Origin of the sequence: Streptomyces sp. NPDC007905 (assembly GCF_042959345.1) — a bacterium.
Classification (GTDB): domain Bacteria; phylum Actinomycetota; class Actinomycetes; order Streptomycetales; family Streptomycetaceae; genus Streptomyces.
Map to the genome: position 1 here is coordinate 233,265 of NZ_JBIBKS010000008.1, position 16,018 is coordinate 249,282.

The window sequence follows — 16,018 nt, forward strand, 5'->3', positions numbered from 1 at the left end:
CTCGGCTACGTATGACAACCGGGCCACCCTACCGGCGCCCCGCCCCCGTCAACGCGCGGACGAGGCCGGGTCCCCCGCGGGTGGGACCCACGTCACAGTCGGCGCGCGAAGCGCGGCAACCCGGCTGCGATCTCGGGTACGTCCAGCGCGCCCCAGACCAACGGGCCATGCGCCGACGACGCTGCCTGGTGCCACGTGGTTGTCAGCGTGACTCCGCCCGCAGCCGCGTCGTCACCCACGCCCCCACCAGCGCCACCGCGGCCATCGGCAGGAACACGGCCTCGAAGGCGGCCGGATGGCCGCTGCCGGCCGTCGTGGCCGTGCCGGACGCGCTGCTGCCGCCGCCCAGGGCCGCGAACGCGGCGCCGGTCGCGGCGAGGAGGACCACGTTGGACAGGGCGTCGGAGATCTGCAGCGCCGCGGAGTTGGCGCCGGCCTCCTGCGGGGCGGACAACTTCAGCAGGAGCACGCCGGCGGAGGAGATCACCAGTCCCATGCCGAAGCAGCCGAAGCCCCAGGCGACGGCGACGATCCAGACGGGCACGGCAGGCACGAGCACGCTCGGCGCGGTGGCGATCGCCGCGGCGACCAGCACCATCCCCACCGTCATCAGCCGCTCCCGGTACGGCTCCAGGCGCGGCCGGGACTGCACCCACGACCCCAGCGCCCACGTTGCGCCGCCCGCGGCCAGCGAGAAACCGGCCAGCGTCGGCGACAGCCCCCGCTGGGTGACCAGCATCAGCGGGACGAAGGACTCGGCGGCGACGAAGGACCCGGCGGCGACCCCGCGCAGCAGCACGACGGAGGGCAGGCCGCGCACGGCGCGGTAGGTGCCGCGCGGCAGCAGCCCGAGGACGGCGGGTACGAGGAGGCCGGCGCCGGCCAGACCGGGAAGCAGGGAGAGCCACGTCAGATCCTGGGCGGCGTACTGCAGGAGTCCGGCGCCGAGGGAGATGGCGAGGGCGAGCCGGATACGGCGCCGGTCGAAGGAGGCGGAACCCCCGGCTCCCGGCACCGGCCCGGCGGCCCTCCGCCCTATCTGCGGCAGCGCGAGCGCGAGCGGGAACACGACCAGGACGGGGATGCCGAGGAAGACCCACCGCCAGCCGAGGTGCTCCGTCACGGCGCCCGAGGCGAGGGGCCCGACGATGGACGGTACGACCCATCCGGCGGCGAAGGCCGCCATGATCGCGGGCCGCAGCCGCTCGGGGTAGGCGCGCCCGACGATGACGTACAGCGCGACGATGACCAGGCCACCGCCGAAGCCCTGCACGGCCCGCCCCAGGATGAACACCCACATGGCCTGGGCGGTCCCGGCGACCACGAGCCCTGCCGCGAAAGCGCCGATCCCGCAGGTCAGCGCGCCGAGCGGCCCGCGCCGGTCCGACCACTGCCCCGCGAGCACCATCCCGAACAGGCTGGTCGTGAAGTATCCCGAGAAGGCGAAGGCGTACAGCGCCACCCCGTCCAGCTCCCGCGCCGCGACGGGCATCGCGGTCCCGACAGCGGTCGCCTCGAAGGCGATCAGCAGCACGACGGACACGATCCCCACGCTGAGCGCCCGGTAGGCCCGGCTCAGCACACCGCCCGCTCTGTCGACGGCATCATCCACAACAGCGGCATCGGAGGACTCAAGGGCGGTCATGCTTGCCAGCGTAAGGTCCACAACAAGGTTTGACCCCTGTCGATAGCCCGGGCCGGCCTCGGACCTTGGTCGTACGCCCCCGCTTCGTGAACGCCGTGTGGCAGCCTCATTGCAGCCCGGCCGGCCCCCTTGAACCCCGCCCGCACCGGCCCATACGTTCATTCCACCGACACGGCCGTGTGCCCGAGTGGTTCAGGGACTCGCCTGCAAAGCGAGTTACGCGGGTTCGATTCCCGCCACGGCCTCCGACGCCTGACCAGGCAAAAGGAAAGGGCGGCACCCTCGAAGGGGTGCCGCCCTTTTGGTCGTCCGTCTCAGTCTCCGTCTCACTTGGACAGCGATGCGAAAGTCGACGGTCCGTGCGAGTGGCCAGCCCACCGTGACCTTCGCTGAGGCATACGCCCGCCGCTTGCAGCCCCGCCGCCTCATTGAGCCTGGAGCCCTCCGGTTCAAGACGAGTACGCCCAAGACGTATTTTTTTCTACGCATCCAGACAACCAGATACATGAAGCCAAGAATAGGCACCTCGGCCAACGCTGATTCATTGGGGAGACTCCATGCCTTTGTGGCGCAAAAGAAGCAGAGTCGGCAATTCGAAGCCCCAACAAGATGCGGCGACAGAAAAGGCCACCTGCCGCCCTGGCGATAATACGGAAACCCCGAACGTAACGCATTCATGGGAGTATCTCCGCAAATCCATGGGCGAGCGGTATGGCAGCAACCAGCAAGTATGGTACGTCTACGGATGCCGTCAATGCTCAGCGACCCGCCGAGAGTCAGATTACGAATAGACGGACACTCCGAAGAGGGAAGGTAATGGCAAACATCAAAGCGACCTGCCCGCATTGTCGAAATAGCGTGTGGGTCCGCGACGGGCATAATGACCCCTGCCCAATGTGTGGCGTAATTATCGTTACAACTCGATAGCCTCTGCGCCGGATGGGCAGCCCCGACGGGGCTGCCCATCGAGAGTCCTCAGTGCGTAGGCACGAACACGCCAGCCGTGCCGTCGTCGTCTGGCCGGTCCGTCTCGTTCTTCCAGATCAGACCGTCGACCTGCCTCGCTACGTCGGCCCGTACGGTGTCCACCATGTGCTGAACCGCGCGGCCATCGCGGTGGTCGACCACCCCATAAGCCCCATGACGGCCCGCTCGGGGGCCCCAAGGATCAGCAGTAACGTCGCAGCCGTGTGGCGCGCGTCGTGTAGACGCCCGTCTCGGACCTTGGCCTCTGCCAAAAGAGCCTTCCACTCACTCCAATCCCGGCGGTGAGACGGACTACGGCCGTGCTCGTCCGGGAAGACGAGGCCGTTTTCCTCCCATCGTTTCCCGGCCGCCTCCCGCTCCGCTTCCTGCGCCTTGAGGTGCGCACCAAGCAGGTCAACAAGCTGTTCGGGGAGACCGACGGCGCGACGGCCGGCACGGGACTTGGTGGTGGACAATTCCGGGTTGGTTCGTCGTCTTTGCGGGCAGTACCTGGCCGCCTTGTGTCCGCAAGGCTCCGCGCACCCGTGGGCGTACTGCGGCCGGTGACGACTACGGCGGACAACGAGGAACCCACCCTCAAGGTCCACGTCCTCCCACTTCAGTCCCAACACCTCGCCTTGACGCAGTCCGAGGGCAAGGGCGACGGCCCACGGTGCGGAGTTACGCCTCCGATCAGCGGCCTTGAGTAACCGCTGCACCTTCTGGACGTTGTAGGGCTCCACTTCGTAATCCCCCGCCTTCGGGGCCTTGGCCAACAGGACGGGGTTCTTGCCGAGATGGCCGCGCCGTACAGCCTCATTGAGAGCCGCGCGAAAGGTTCGGTGCGCTTGGTGGGCAGTCCCGGGCGCGCTCCCGTTGGCCTGCATCTTCGCGTAGAACGCTTCGATGTGGTCCGGGGTGAGCCTGTTGAGCCGATGAGCGCCCAGCCCAGGGATGAGATGGCTTCGCACCGCGACGCCGTATCCGACCACCGTGTTGTCGTTAACGGCGTGGGGCGCAACGTTCTCAAGCCAGTGTGTCAGCCATCCCTTGACCGTCCACCCCTTGCCGGGCTTCTTCACGGGCTTGGCGTCGCGCTGCTTCTCCAGCTCACGTACGGCCGCAGTTACTTCAGCGCGGGTCTTGCGCTCGACATGGCGCCGGTCCGCAGGGACTCCAGCTCGCCACTACGGATGAGCGCGAAGCAGGTGGTGCGGCCGATGCGCAGGCACATTGCGGCCTCTTCGACAGTCAGCAGGACGGGTGCCAGGCCGTTGGCCGTGGAAAGTCGGTCGGTGTCCAGGTCGGTGATGCTCATTCAGGCACTCCTGCCCCTTGGACCCTGACTTGAGGAACCTCAGCGCTTGGACATGAAAGAGCCCCCAGACACGCGTCCAGGGGCTCTCTGACAGGTAGGGGAGACCTACTCCTCCTCGTACTCCGGCAGCCTCAGCCCCCGGCTCTCTGCGATGTTCAGTACGTCCGTCAGGCTCTCGATCAGCCGTCCGGCGATCCACCTCAGCTCACCCGCCGTCAGCTTGGCTTCCTCACCGACCATCGGCCGTGCCAACTCCACGATGACCGTTGCCGTTTCGATCTGCTGGCTCTCGATCCTGTCTGCCAGCAAGGACAGGGGCGTGGGCGTGCCGTCCGTGATCAGGTGCGCCGACTTCCCTTCCGGCCCCTTCCAGGACAACAGCCGGACATGGCTAGGCTGGCTCACTGTCATCAGCTCCTCGCGTATACGCGGTCGCGTGAATGCGCGTACTCACGGATGCTCGGTTCTATGGATCTTGATCGCAGCAAGCCCGTATGGCCGCAGGTTGCTGCCGAGCTGCGCCGACGGCTGGACGCTGGTCAGTACCCGCCCGGCGAGAGGTTCCCTGCCGTGGTGGAGCTTGCTACTGAGCTGGACGTAGCTCCCTCCACCGTCCAGAAAGCCGTAGCGGCTCTCAGGGAAGAGAGCAGGCTCTACACAGTGCTCGGGCAAGGTTCGTTCGTCTCCAAGCCCTGAGAGCAGCAGAAGAGCCCCACATCCCAGTCAAGGGAACCAGGGCTCTTCTGTGTCTGCTTACGGCTGTCAGTGCCCGCTGTTGGGTAAGTCGCCTCAGTTCATCTGAACCGCTTGATCTACAGGGCGAGCCTGGCAGACTCGGTACGAGTCTCTGGGCTGCGTGAGCAGACTGCAAAGCGAGTTACGCGGGTTCGATTCCCGCCACGGCCTCTTACCGGGCGGGGTGCTTCAGAGCACCCCGCCTGCTTCGTCCTGGAACAGTTCTGTCCAGTAGTGCCAGTCGGTCGCCGGGGACAGGGCGGTGGGGTCGATCGACGTCAGGGTCCGGATCATCGCAGCGGCGAGCTGGTCGTAGGCGTCCGCCGTGAGTTCGTTGGACAGGTGTTCGTCGATGGTGCGCTCGTGGTGCAGCAGCCAGAGGGTGAAGGCCAGGGTGGAGACGTCGGTGTTCAGGGGGTGGAGCGTCGCCTCGGGCTCGCTGAACGTGAGGATCGCGCCCGTTCTGCCGTCGATCACCAGGCTGTTGTCCTCGACCAGGTGGCCGAGGCGGATCAAATGGTCGGAGTGGGCGGGGAGGTCGTCCAGGGGATGGTCGTCGGCGCGCTCGCCGGTGACGTACTCGGTGAGGGTGGGCAGCGGGACGTCGGTGTCGGCGTGGAAGAGGACCGCCTCCTCGGGCAGCCCCGTCTCCCGCAGGAAGCGGCGGGTCGGCTCGTGGGTGAGCGTGGCGGGGAAGTCGACCTCCTCGAAGCGGGCCACCCGGCCGTGGCCGAACTCCTGGTCGAGGATGCGGGCGGGGACGTCCAGAGTGAGGCCGGAGACGGTTCCGGGGCCGGCGATGAGGGCGAGCGGGCGGATCAGGGCCGCCGCCTTCCAGTAGGGCGGGACCCGGCCGTCCGTTCCCTCCTCGAAGAGGGAGAGGAGGCGGCGGGAGGCCTCCGCGACGGTTTTGGGGCCGTACCGGCCCGCCAGGGCGGAGAAGCGGCCGCGCAGGCCCGCCAGTTCCTCCGTGACCGCGGCGAAGCGCAGGAGCGTGTCCAGGGAGGGGGCGAAGGGGCGGGGGTCGGACGGGGCGAAGAGGTGGGCCGTCGTGATCTCGCCCGTGCGGCCGTCGAGCAGGATGGACTCGCGCTCCATGCCCGCCGGGTTGAGGAGTTCGCCTATCACCAGGCGGCCCCGCAGCTCCTCCGCCAGGCGGAACGGGCCGTCCGTGGCGTCGCCGAGTGTCCGCAGGCCGTGCGTGCGGAGCGGGGAGAACGTCAACAGGTCGGTGTCCGCGGGCACTCCGGGGCCCGTGAGCAGGCCGCGCGTCGGCGCGTGCGTGACGTAGCGGTCCAGCTGCGCCTCGGTCAGTGTGATCGCCGGAACCCCGGCGTCGGTCGTGCTCATCGCTCCCCCGCGATCTTCCTCGGTGCGTCCGTCCCTGGGCAGGGCGGGCCCGGCCGTCCTGCGGCCTCCCGTCGGAGGCGGCCGTCCCCCACTGCCCGGAACACTACGCCGCACCACTGACAACGCCCCTGGAACAACGCCCCTGGAACAACGCCCCTGGAACAAGGACGTCAGGCGACCCCCGCCCGTTCCGCCCCGGCCAGGATCGCCGCCACGGTCTTCGCCGGGCTCCCCGGCGAGCTGTCAAGCCACAGGCCGATGCGCGGGGTGCGCAGGCGCAGTTCCTCGTCCAGGGCCCTCACCGTGCAGGTCCGGTAACCGGTCCTCGCGCGACCGGCCTCGCGCGCCGCCACGTCCTCGGGACGGGTGCCAGGACGGCCACGTACGGGGGCGGCGCGCCAGGACGGCCACGTACAGGGGGCGGCGCGCCAGGACGGCCACGTACGGGGGCGGCGCGCCAGGACGGCCACGTACAGGGGGCGGCGCGCCAGGACGGCCACGTACGGGGGGCGGGTGCGGATCAGGCCGGCAGACGACGTCGGTCGCTCGCCCAGCAGAACGTCCTGCACCACCGCCGTCGTGAAGCCGGTTTCCGCCCACCCGTCCGCCGCGGCCGCCGACAGCCGGTGGAGCAGCCGCAGTCGGGCCGTCGCCTCGTCGTCGGCATCGGCGCCGGGGGTGTTTTCCCGCCGCCCGAAACGATCGTCCGGCGGAACCGGCCGCCCCGGACGTGCGCCGCGCGGGGCAGCCGCTCGGCGAGGAGTTCCGCGACCGTCGACCTGCCGGACGCCGTCACCCGGTGATGGCGACGACACCGCTCCTCATGTGAAGTAGATGCCGCCCAGGACGACGGCCAGTGCCGCCGCGGCGAACAGCACGATCCACAGGCACAACTTGCCCACGCTGGGCGGTGGTTCGTAGCGCGGTTCCTCGGGGGGCGTGGTCACTGGCCCGTCACCACCGCGGCCTGGGGGCGGATCGGCAGGCGGTTGACCGGGCGGCCCGTCGCCGCGCGGACCGCGGAGGCGATCGCCGCGGGGGACGTCACCACCGGGACCGCGCTGACGGACTTGGCGCCGAAGGGGGCGACCACGTCCCGTTCCTCGACCAGCTTCACGATCCGGATGTCCGGGGCGTCCAGCGCGGTCGGCAGGGCGTAGCCCGTCAGGTCGGGGTGGCGGATCAGGCCGCGGGCCGTGCGCAGGTTCTCGGTGAGGGCGATGCCCACACCCTGGGTGACGCCCGCCTCGATGCGCGAGACCAGTTGCGCCGGGTTCAGCACCCGGCCGACGTCCTGGGCGACCGCCAGCTCCACGACCCGCACCGAGCCGAGCTCGATGTCCACGTCCACCACCGCGCGGATCGCGCAGAAGGCGAGGCCCACGAACGCGTCGCCCTGGCCGGAGGCGTTCAACGGCTCGGTGGGGTGGGGGCGGCACTGGGCCGTGGCCCACAGCTCCTTGCCGTCCATCGCCTCGGTGACGGTGGTCGACAGCACCCCGTCGTACGAGGTGATCTTGCCGTCGGTGATCTGCAGCAGCTCGGTGGACATGCCGAACTTGTGTGCCAGGGGCTGGAGCAGCTGGGTGCGGACCATTTTCGCCGCCCGTTCCACCGCACCGCCCGACACCCAGGTGTGGCGGCCGCGGCAGCCCGCGCCGGCCGGGGGCTGGTCGGTGTCGACCGGTGCCACGTGCACCTCGTCGATGCCGAGCGTCTCCTGGACGATCTGGCGGGCGAGCGTGGTGAAACCCTGCCCCGTCTCCACGGCCGCGCACAGCACGGTCGCGACACCGTCGTGGACCTTGACGGTCGCGGTGGAGACCTCGTCGGCGCCCTCCGCGCCGAGCATGTGCACCATGCCGACGCCGTAGCCGACGCCCCGGCGCACCGCGCCCGGTTCGCCCGCGCCCTCGGGGCCGCCGGGCAGCAGCCACTCGTCCTCCGGGGTGTCCTTGGGCAGCGGTGGGAGCGGGAAGTCACGGACCGCCTGGAGGAGTTCAGCCACCGGTGCCGGGCAGGTCACCGTCTGGCCGATCGGGAGGACGTCCCCGGTGGCGAGCGCGTTGCGCAGGCGCAGCTCGGCCGGGTCCACGCCCAGTTTCTTCGCGAGCTTGTCCATCTGCGCCTCGTAGGCGGCGCACACCTGCATGGCGCCCTCGCCGCGCACATGGCCGGAGGGCGGGTTGTTGGTGCGGACGGCCCAGCCCTCGATGAAGGCGTTCGGGACGACGTACGGGCCGCACGCGAAGGAGACGGCGGCGGCGAGGGCCTCGGCGGAGGTGTCGGCGTACGCGCCCGCGTCGAGGAGGATCTGCGCCTCGACCTTCACCAGCCTGCCCTCGCCGTCGGCGTGGTGGCGGTAGCGCAGGAGGGTCGGGTGGCGGTGGGTGTGGCCGAGGAAGGACTCCTCGCGGGTGGCCGTGAGCTTGACCGGGCAGCCGGTCTTGAGGGCGAGCAGACCGAGCGGCAGCTGGAAGCCCTGGTCCTCGCGGTCGGCGGTGGCGCCGGGCACCCCGGTGACGACGATCTTCACCTGATCGGGCGACAGGGCATAGCAGGCCGCGGCCGTGTTGCGGTCGGCGTGCGGGTCGGTGGAGGCCAGGTACAGCTCCACACCGCCGTCGGGGCGGGGTACCGCGAGGCCAGCCTCGGCGCCGATGGGGGCCGGGTCCTGGCGGCCGATGCGGTACAGGCCCTCGACGACGACGTCGCCGATCGCGTCCGGGTCGCCGTGGCGCAGCGGGATGTGCCGGATCAGGTTGCCGTCGGGGTGCAGGGGTTCGGCCTCGAAGGCGTGCTCGGGGTCGGTGACCGGGTCGAGCACCTCGTACTCGACGATGACGGCGGCGGCGGCCATCCGCGCGGTGTCCGGGTGGTCGGCCGCCACAGCGGCGATGGGCTCGCCGTGGTGGCGTACGACCTCGGAGGCGAACACGGGGCGGTCGGGCGTGCCCCGGCCGTGGCGAGGGGTGCCGGGCACGTCCTCGTGGGTGACGACGGCCCGTACGCCGGGCATCTCACGCGCGTGGGTGGTGTCGATGGACACGATGCGGGCGTGCGCGTGCGGGGAGCGCAGTACGGCCGCCCACAGCAGGCCCTCGGCCCACAGGTCGGCCGCGTAGGGGAAGGTGCCCTCGGTCTTGGCGCGGGCGTCGGCGTGCGGCAGCGAGGCGCCGAGGCCGTGCGGCAACGGCTCGGCGGCGGACGCCGGTTCCGCTGCGGTGGTCGCGGTGGCCGCTTCGTTGCTCACCCCTGGCCTCCGTCCTGGCCGTAGTGCTGGTCGTGCCCTCCCGGTGTACCGAATGTGCCGGGACTGTCGAAGACTCCCGGTGCATCGAACGCCGACGGGTTGACGCCCCCGGAGCCCGGACCCGCCTGGTGCGGGATACGTGCCCCGTCCGCGTCCGTCTCGGCGTCGCCGGCGCTGTGCGCCTCGCGTTCGGCGACGACCTCCTTGACGGCCTCCAGGACGCCCCGGTAGCCGGAGCAGCGGCACAGGTTGCCGCACAGGGCCTGCCGCGTCTCCAGCTCGGTCGGCGCCGGGTTGCCCTCCAGCAGGTCGTGCAGGGTCATCGCCATGCCCGGCACGCAGAAACCGCACTGCACGGCACCGCACCTGGCGAGCGCCCGCTGCACGTCGGAGGGCTGCCCGTCGGTGGCGAGGCCCTCGACGGTACGGACCTCGCTGCCGGCCGCGGTGGCCGCCGGGACCAGGCAGGAGGCGACCAGGCGCCCGTCCACCTGCACGTTGCAGGCACCGCACTCGCCCTGCGAGCAGCCGTCCTTGGCCCCGGCGAGGCCGAGCCGCTCCCGCAGGACGTACAGCAGGGACTCGCCGATCCAGGCGTCGGTGACGGGGCGGTCGGCTCCGTTGACGCGCAGGACGTAGGAGGCGAGGGGGTGGTCGTCGTTCGGTGCGGGTGCGGACTGGGCCGGGTCCTCGGGGGCGTCCTGGCCGGGGGCCGCCGAGGGCGCCTCCTCGTCCGTGGGGTCCTCGGGGGCGCGGGCCTGGGCCGCGGGTTCCGTCGCCGCCGCGGCGGATTCGGTGTCGGTGTCGGCGCCCTCGGGCGTGCCGGCCGCGTCCGCCGCGGCGGTGTCCGGTGCGTCGGCCGGGGGTGCCGGGTCCGCAGGGGCCGCGGGTGCGGCCGTGTCCGGCGCTTCAGCGGCCTCCGGGGCGGCCGAGTGGGCTGCGGGCTCCGTGTGCCGCGCCGGGCCGTCGGCGGGGCCCTCAGGGGCCTGCACGGGCGGGTTGGGAGCGTACGGCGCGGTGGGGGCGTGCTCCGGTGCCGGGGACGCGTCGGCCGCGTGGGGTCCGGCGGCGGGCTCCGGCTGCCCCCACGGCTGCCCTGCCGCCTCCGTCGCCCACGGCGCGGCCGCGCCACCGGGCAGCGTGGCCGGAGGGGTGCCGCCCCACTGCTCGACGAGCGAGGAGGTGGTGAACTCGCCGGATTCGTCCGGAAGGTCACCTCCGGCCACCGGGATGCTCCACCGCCCGGTGACGTCGTGCCCGGCGGCGGCCGGGGCCGCGGGTTCCTCGAACGTCCACTGCTGCGTGGCCGCCGGCCGGTACGTGAACCGGTCGTCCGCCGTCTGCTCCTGGGGCACCGCGTTGGGGTCGGGCCACTGGTGGCCGTCGGCGGGCATCGCCCAGGAGCCGGTGGCGGCGGGGTCGCTCTCCCCCGGGGCCGCCGTTATCCGCGGCGGCACGTAGCCGTGGCCGGGCGCGGCCAGGGGGCTGTCACCGGACAGCAGGGCGTCGATGCCACCCTCGGGGAGCTTGACGAAGGCGGTGGCGCCGTCGTCGTAGTCGCCCTGGGGCAGCGGGTTCCAGCGGCCGCCGCCCTGGGGCGCGCCCTCTCCGTGCTGGTCGTCGGTCACGACAGCGCCCTCCCCAGTGCTCGTCGGGCCAGCGCGGCGACGGTGCGCCGCAGGTGCAGTACGGCGGGCGGAAGCGGGGCCACGGAGCCGTCCGGCTCCGGGGCGGGGTCGGGGATGCAGGCCGCGGCGACGTACTCCCCGAAGGCGCTCAGGGCCTCCGGGACGAGTGCCCGGTCGTTGTCCCAGTCGATCAGCTGGGCGACCCACTGTTCGGCCTCCAGGGGCCTGAGCGGCATCGGCGCTATGGCGCCGACGGCACACCGCACCCCGCGCCGGGCCGGGTCGAGCACCAGGGCCACGGAGGCCACCGCGCGGCCCGGGCCGGTGCGTCCGGTCGCCTTCAGGAAGACCTGCGGGGCGTGCAGCAGGGGCACGCGCACGTAGCCGATGAGCTCGCCGCCGCGCAGCATCTCCACGCCGGCCAGCAGGTGCGACACGGGGATCTCCCGGCGGGCCCCGCCCGGGCCCGCGATGATCAGCGTCGCCTCCAGGGCGGCCAGCACCGGCAGCGCGTCCCCGGTGGGGGCCGCCGAGGCGATGTTGCCGCCCAGGGTGCCCGCGTTGCGGATGTGCGGCGGGCCCGCGGCGCGCGCGGCGGCGGCGAGCGCCGGGATCAGGGCCGCGAAGTCGGGGCGGCCCATGCGTGCGTGCGTGAGGCCGGCGCCGAGCAGAGCGTGGCCGTCCTGGTACTGCCAGCCGCGGATCTCACTGATCCGCCCGAGGCCCACCAGGGCGGCGGGCCTGAGCTGACCGGAGTTGACGGCGGCCATCAGATCGGTGCCGCCGGCCACGGGGACGGCCGTGGGCATGGCGGTGAGGGCCGCCACGGCCTCGTCCAGCGTCGTGGGCAGCGTGACGGCCTGCGCCGCCTGCGGTGCGTGCGTGGTCAAACCGGCTGCCCCTTCCCGCTGCCCCACTGGTCCCACCTGTGTGGCCGTACGGTACGTGCTCACAGGGCGGACGTGGCAACTCTGGCACATCTTCGCAAGAGCCGAACGCGGGGGTCCGCTAGGAGGCATTCGCCCACCCCATCGTGGACATGGTCCGATTTCACACAGCTTTGCCGGTGCGCGCCAATTGCCACTCTTCAGCGATCCTGCCGGGGTTTTTCCGCTCTTTGTTCCCCCCGCTCAGCGGGTGGGTGGCGGCCCCTCGATCGGGCGGCCGAGCACACCGGGGCGCTGCTGCCAGGGCCGGGGTCCCGTGGGCGGCCGGTAGCCGACGCCGAGGGCGTCAAGTCGCCGGTAGTGGGCGGCCATCCGGCGCTCGAAGTCCGCGTAGTCCCGCTGCTGGGGGGCGGGCAGCCGGCTCCAGGCGACCTCGGCGAAGGCGGCGAGCCGGGGGAAGGTCTGGTAGTCCACGCGCGCGCTGTCCTCCATCGCCTCGGTCCACACGTTGGCCTGGGTGCCCAGCACATGCGCGGCTTCGTCGGCGGTGAGTTGGGGCGGAACGGGCTCGAACCGGTAGACGTCCTCCAGGGTGCGCACGAAGCCGATCGGCACGGGTTCGCCCTCGCCCGGGGCCTGCCGGTGGTCCAGGTAGACGTGCTGCTCCGGGCACATGACGACGTCGTGCCCGGCCCGTGCGGCCGCGACACCGCCGCCGTAGCCGCGCCAGGAGGACACCGCCGCTCCCGGCGCGAGCCCGCCCTCCAGGATCTCGTCCCAGCCGATGAGCCGGCGCCCGCGCGCGGAGAGCCAGCGGTCGAAGTGCCCGATGAACCAGGACTGCAACTCGTCCTCGCTGGCGAGCCCGAGATCCGTGATACGGGTCTTGGCGGCCAGTGACTCGCTCCACTGGTCCTTGCGGCATTCGTCGCCGCCGATGTGCACGAACGCCGAGAACTCGGCGGCGTCCGCCGGGAAGAGTTCCAGCACCTCCTCGAACACCCCCTCGTAGAAGCGCAGGGTGGTGTCGGTGGGGGCGAGTACGTTGGGAGAGATCCCCCAGTTGTCCCAGACGGAGAGGGCGGTGGTGTCGATGACGTCGGTGTTGCCGAGTTCCGGATACGCGGCGATGGCGGCCTGCGAGTGGCCCGGTACGTCGATTTCGGGGACGACGGTGATATGCCGCTCGGCGGCGTAGGCGACGATCTCCCGGATGTCGTCCTGGGTGTAGTAACCCCCGTGCGGCTTCTCCTCCCACAGCGGTGAGGCCCGGTGTCCGAATTTGGTCCGCGCCCGCCAGGAGGCTACCTCGGTCAGCTTGGGGTACCGCCGGATCTCGATCCGCCAGCCCTGGTCGTCGGTCAGGTGGAAGTGGAAGACGTTGAGTTTGTGCGCGGCCATCAGGTCCAGGTAACGCAGCACGCCTTCTTTGGGCATGAAGTGCCGGGCGACGTCGAGCATGAGGCCGCGCCAGCGGAAGCGGGGGGAGTCCTCGACGGTGATCCGCGGGAGGTCCCAGACCCGTCCCGGCCGCAGCGGCGCCCGGCGGAACGCGTCGGGTCCGAGCAACTGCCGGAAGGTCTGGGCTCCCCAGAAGACACCAGCCGCGCCGCCCCCCTGAATGCGGTACGGCCCCTCGCCGCCGACGAGGCGGTATCCCTCCGCGGGCAGGTCGGTTTCGATGCTCAGCACGATGCGGTGGTCACCGTCGCCCGCCTCCGGAAGGGGCAGGCCGGTCGCCGCACCGACCGTGGCGCGCAGCCAGCGGGCGACGCCCTCCGTGCCGGGGCGTGCCTCCAGGGCCGTACCGCTGTCGAGGCCGGTGTACCCGGCGGCGTTCCGGGAACAGCGCGCCGGAGCCGGAATCACATCCACGAAGTCAGTCACGTCAGTCCTTTACCGCTCCGCCCAGGCCCGAGACCAGGCGTCGCTGTACGAATACGAAGAAGACCAGCACCGGAAATCGTCATCACCGTGGACGCGGCCATGCCCCCGCCCCAGTCCGGCTCGTCCGGCTTGTAGAACACCAGCAGGGCCATCGGCAGGGTCGACCGCGAGGTGTCGCTGATGATGAAGGACTTGGCGAACAGGAAGTCGTTCCAGGCCGAGATGAAGGAAAACACGCTCGTCGCCACCAGGCCGGGGAACACGAGCGGGAAAAGGATCTGCCAGAGGAATCGCCCGCGGCTCGCCCCGTCGAGGTACGCGGCCTCCTCCAGCGCCTCGGGCACCGCTTTCACGAACCCCCTCAGCATCCGGATCGCGAAGGGCGGCGAGAAGGCGATGTGCGGCAGGATCAGCGAGCCCAGGGTGTTCAACTGGCCGAAGTCCCGCATGAGGAAGAACAGCGGGATCGTGAGGGCTTCCACGGGCACCATCCGGGCCACCAGAAGCATGATCAGCGAAGTGGTCCGGAAGCGGAAACGGAATCGCGAGACGGCGGTCGCGGCGAGAAACGCGATCACCGCGGAGACGGCCGCGACCGTACCGGCGACGATCACGCTGTTGACGAAGTAACGGCCGAATTCCTGCTGCCCGAAGACCCGCCGGAAGGAGTCGAGGGACGGCGAGAGCGTCCACGGCCGGGGCCGGTCGGACTCGATCTCGCCGGCCGGTTTGAAGGCGCTCAGCACCATCCAGTACAGCGGGAAGGCGACCACGAGCGCGACCAGCAGGGCCGTCGCCTCGGCGACCGGCCGACACGGTCGCCGCACACGCACACCAATAAGATTCACAGCTCCTCCCCCTGTCGGCGCAGCAGCCGCAGGTACACCAGCGTCACGGCGAGCAGACCTTTCCGTCCACCGTGACCGACTGCCGGGCGGTCGGGTCGGTGTTCCTCGACTCGCTCCAGGCGGAGAACTCCCCGGTGACGTCGGGGAGTCCGCCGTCGTGGACGTAGCCGGCGGTGTCGGTGTTGCCGTATTCGATGACGTCGGGCGCGGACTTCGGGTCGTTGAAGGCCGCCTTGACGCGCTGGGCGCGGGTCTCGACCTGGATGTACTCGACGTCGACCCCGGTGTTCTCGCAGGCGGTGGCTACGGCGAGGGTGAGCAGCGCGGCGAGGGGGACGGTCAGCTTCATGGAGCGTTCCCCCGAGGAGTAGTGCGTTGCAACATTTGCAACGACTGTTTCGCTCTGCCAACGCCACGGAGGCTAGGGGCAACATGAACATGCCGACAAGAGGTCTCAACCGCTCTGTGACCAGAAAGCACAAAAGCCCCCGGGGCGCGTCGAGACGCGTCCCGGGGGCCCGAGCGGCTTCAGCCGGGCGGGGTGACCGTTCCTACTTGTCGCCGCCCTCGTCGCCACCGCTGCCCATGGAGTCGTAGATCTCCTTGCACATGGGACAGACGGGGTACTTCTTCGGGTCGCGGCCCGGCACCCACACCTTGCCGCACAGCGCCACGACGGGAGTGCCGTCGAGGGCGCTCGCCATGATCTTGTCCTTCTGGACGTAGTGGGCGAAGCGCTCGTGGTCGCCGTCGCCGTGGGACACCTGTGGCGTCGGCTCTACGAGGGTCCCCGTACCAGTCCCGCGCTCGGGCTCAAGAGTGCTCATACCAGCAAGGGTACTGAAGCGCGGAGGCATCAGTTGAGCGACGGGTCGTCCGGATACGTGGCCACCATCGCCAGCTCGTTGCGCTGGCGGCGCAGCACCTCGCGCCAGAGTGTCTCCGGAGAAGGGCAGGACACGTCGCCGGGCTCCGACTCGACGACGTACCAGGCGCCCTCCACCAGCTCGTCCTCCAGCTGGCCGGGCCCCCAGCCGGCGTAACCGGCGAAGATGCGCAGGGAACCGAGGGCCGAGGCGAGCAGCTCCGGTGGGGCCTCCAGATCGACCAGGCCGATAGCGCCGTGCACCCGCCGCCAGCCGAGCGGGGCGTGGTCGCCGTTGGCGCCGCCCGGGATGACCGCGACGCCGAGCGCCGAGTCCAGCGAGACGGGACCGCCCTGGAAGACCACGCCGGGCTCGCCGGTGAGATCGGCCCAGCCCTCCAGGATGTCGCTCACGTCCACCGGGGTGGGGCGATTGAGGACGACACCGAGGGAGCCCTCCTCGTCGTGGTCGAGAAGGAGCACCACCGCGCGGTCGAAGTTCGGGTCCGCCAGGGCGGGCGTGGCCACGAGCAGCCGCCCTGTGAGCGAGGACACCTCGGTCATGCCAGACATGATCCCGCATCTTCCCCTGGTGTGGGGAGCCAATCGGGGTGTGGGAGTGAACGCAGCTCGATT

13 protein-coding genes, 1 tRNA gene and 3 pseudogenes are annotated in these 16,018 nt (G+C 71.1%); 2 read left to right on the forward strand and 15 right to left on the reverse strand.

Translation table 11 applies throughout. The features are described from left to right. Window positions 1-202 precede the first annotated feature (202 nt). On the reverse strand, window positions 203-1,645 hold the full coding sequence (locus ACFZDC_RS16840; protein ID WP_391324426.1) for an MFS transporter: 1,443 nt from the start codon (window positions 1,643-1,645) through the stop codon (window positions 203-205). Between the two features lie 173 nt (window positions 1,646-1,818). Between ACFZDC_RS16840 and ACFZDC_RS16845 the strand changes: the two genes are divergently transcribed. Continuing rightward, window positions 1,819-1,890 (forward strand) — tRNA-Cys (locus ACFZDC_RS16845). A gap of 730 nt (window positions 1,891-2,620) precedes the next feature. On the opposite strand, the pseudogene ACFZDC_RS16850 reads toward ACFZDC_RS16845, so the two are convergent. The 3 genes and pseudogenes from ACFZDC_RS16850 to ACFZDC_RS16860 all read right to left on the reverse strand — a co-directional run. Further along, window positions 2,621-3,777 (reverse strand): annotated as a pseudogene (locus tag ACFZDC_RS16850) (tyrosine-type recombinase/integrase); the annotation flags it as partial. Further along, the gene (locus ACFZDC_RS16855; protein ID WP_391324428.1) at window positions 3,738-3,929 is read right to left on the reverse strand and encodes an excisionase family DNA-binding protein; all 192 of its coding nucleotides are present in this window, start codon (window positions 3,927-3,929) and stop codon (window positions 3,738-3,740) included. The gene ACFZDC_RS16855 and the pseudogene ACFZDC_RS16850, both read right to left, overlap by 40 nt. Before the next feature lie 105 nt (window positions 3,930-4,034). Further along, window positions 4,035-4,340: a hypothetical protein gene (locus ACFZDC_RS16860; RefSeq protein ID WP_391324430.1), complete on the reverse strand. Its 306-nt coding sequence runs from the start codon at window positions 4,338-4,340 to the stop codon at window positions 4,035-4,037. A gap of 57 nt (window positions 4,341-4,397) precedes the next feature. Here ACFZDC_RS16860 and ACFZDC_RS16865 point away from each other — a divergent pair, with 57 nt between their 5' ends. Next, complete coding sequence (locus tag ACFZDC_RS16865) at window positions 4,398-4,625, forward strand: GntR family transcriptional regulator (RefSeq protein ID WP_391324432.1); 228 nt, start codon at window positions 4,398-4,400, stop codon at window positions 4,623-4,625. A gap of 228 nt (window positions 4,626-4,853) precedes the next feature. On the opposite strand, the gene ACFZDC_RS16870 is transcribed toward ACFZDC_RS16865, so the two are convergent. From ACFZDC_RS16870 to ACFZDC_RS16920, 11 genes and pseudogenes are all read right to left on the reverse strand, one after another. Further along, on the reverse strand, window positions 4,854-6,014 hold the full coding sequence (locus ACFZDC_RS16870; protein ID WP_391324434.1) for an SUKH-4 family immunity protein: 1,161 nt from the start codon (window positions 6,012-6,014) through the stop codon (window positions 4,854-4,856). Between the two features lie 170 nt (window positions 6,015-6,184). Beyond that, complete coding sequence (locus ACFZDC_RS16875) at window positions 6,185-6,829, reverse strand: hypothetical protein (protein WP_391324435.1); 645 nt, start codon at window positions 6,827-6,829, stop codon at window positions 6,185-6,187. A 6-nt stretch (window positions 6,830-6,835) separates the two neighbouring features. Beyond that, entirely contained in the window at window positions 6,836-6,961 is a 126-nt protein-coding gene (locus tag ACFZDC_RS16880) for a hypothetical protein (RefSeq protein WP_391324437.1), read from the reverse strand. After that, a complete protein-coding gene (locus ACFZDC_RS16885; RefSeq protein WP_391324439.1) occupies window positions 6,958-9,267 on the reverse strand; it encodes a molybdopterin cofactor-binding domain-containing protein in 2,310 nt (769 codons plus the stop codon). Before ACFZDC_RS16885 ends, ACFZDC_RS16880 begins: the two co-directional genes overlap by 4 nt. Next, window positions 9,264-10,895 carry a 2Fe-2S iron-sulfur cluster-binding protein gene (locus tag ACFZDC_RS16890; RefSeq protein WP_391324441.1) on the reverse strand — a complete coding sequence of 544 codons (1,632 nt, stop codon included), beginning with the start codon at window positions 10,893-10,895 and terminating at the stop codon, window positions 9,264-9,266. The genes ACFZDC_RS16885 and ACFZDC_RS16890 overlap by 4 nt, the downstream gene beginning before the upstream one ends. Then, window positions 10,892-11,785 (reverse strand): FAD binding domain-containing protein, encoded by an 894-nt coding sequence (locus ACFZDC_RS16895; protein ID WP_391324443.1) that lies wholly within the window; start codon window positions 11,783-11,785, stop codon window positions 10,892-10,894. Before ACFZDC_RS16895 ends, ACFZDC_RS16890 begins: the two co-directional genes overlap by 4 nt. A 240-nt stretch (window positions 11,786-12,025) precedes the next feature. Further along, window positions 12,026-13,669 carry a family 20 glycosylhydrolase gene (locus tag ACFZDC_RS16900; RefSeq protein ID WP_391324445.1) on the reverse strand — a complete coding sequence of 548 codons (1,644 nt, stop codon included), beginning with the start codon at window positions 13,667-13,669 and terminating at the stop codon, window positions 12,026-12,028. Window position 13,670: 1 nt separating this feature from the next. Next, a pseudogene (locus ACFZDC_RS16905) lies at window positions 13,671-14,508 on the reverse strand (carbohydrate ABC transporter permease). A 64-nt stretch (window positions 14,509-14,572) separates the two neighbouring features. Continuing rightward, window positions 14,573-14,803, reverse strand: a pseudogene (locus tag ACFZDC_RS16910) (ABC transporter substrate-binding protein); the annotation flags it as partial. A gap of 265 nt (window positions 14,804-15,068) precedes the next feature. Beyond that, on the reverse strand, window positions 15,069-15,344 hold the full coding sequence (locus ACFZDC_RS16915; RefSeq protein ID WP_317443630.1) for a DUF3039 domain-containing protein: 276 nt from the start codon (window positions 15,342-15,344) through the stop codon (window positions 15,069-15,071). A gap of 29 nt (window positions 15,345-15,373) precedes the next feature. Beyond that, entirely contained in the window at window positions 15,374-15,946 is a 573-nt protein-coding gene (locus ACFZDC_RS16920) for a YqgE/AlgH family protein (RefSeq protein WP_391324447.1), read from the reverse strand. Between the last annotated feature and the right edge of the window lie 72 nt (window positions 15,947-16,018).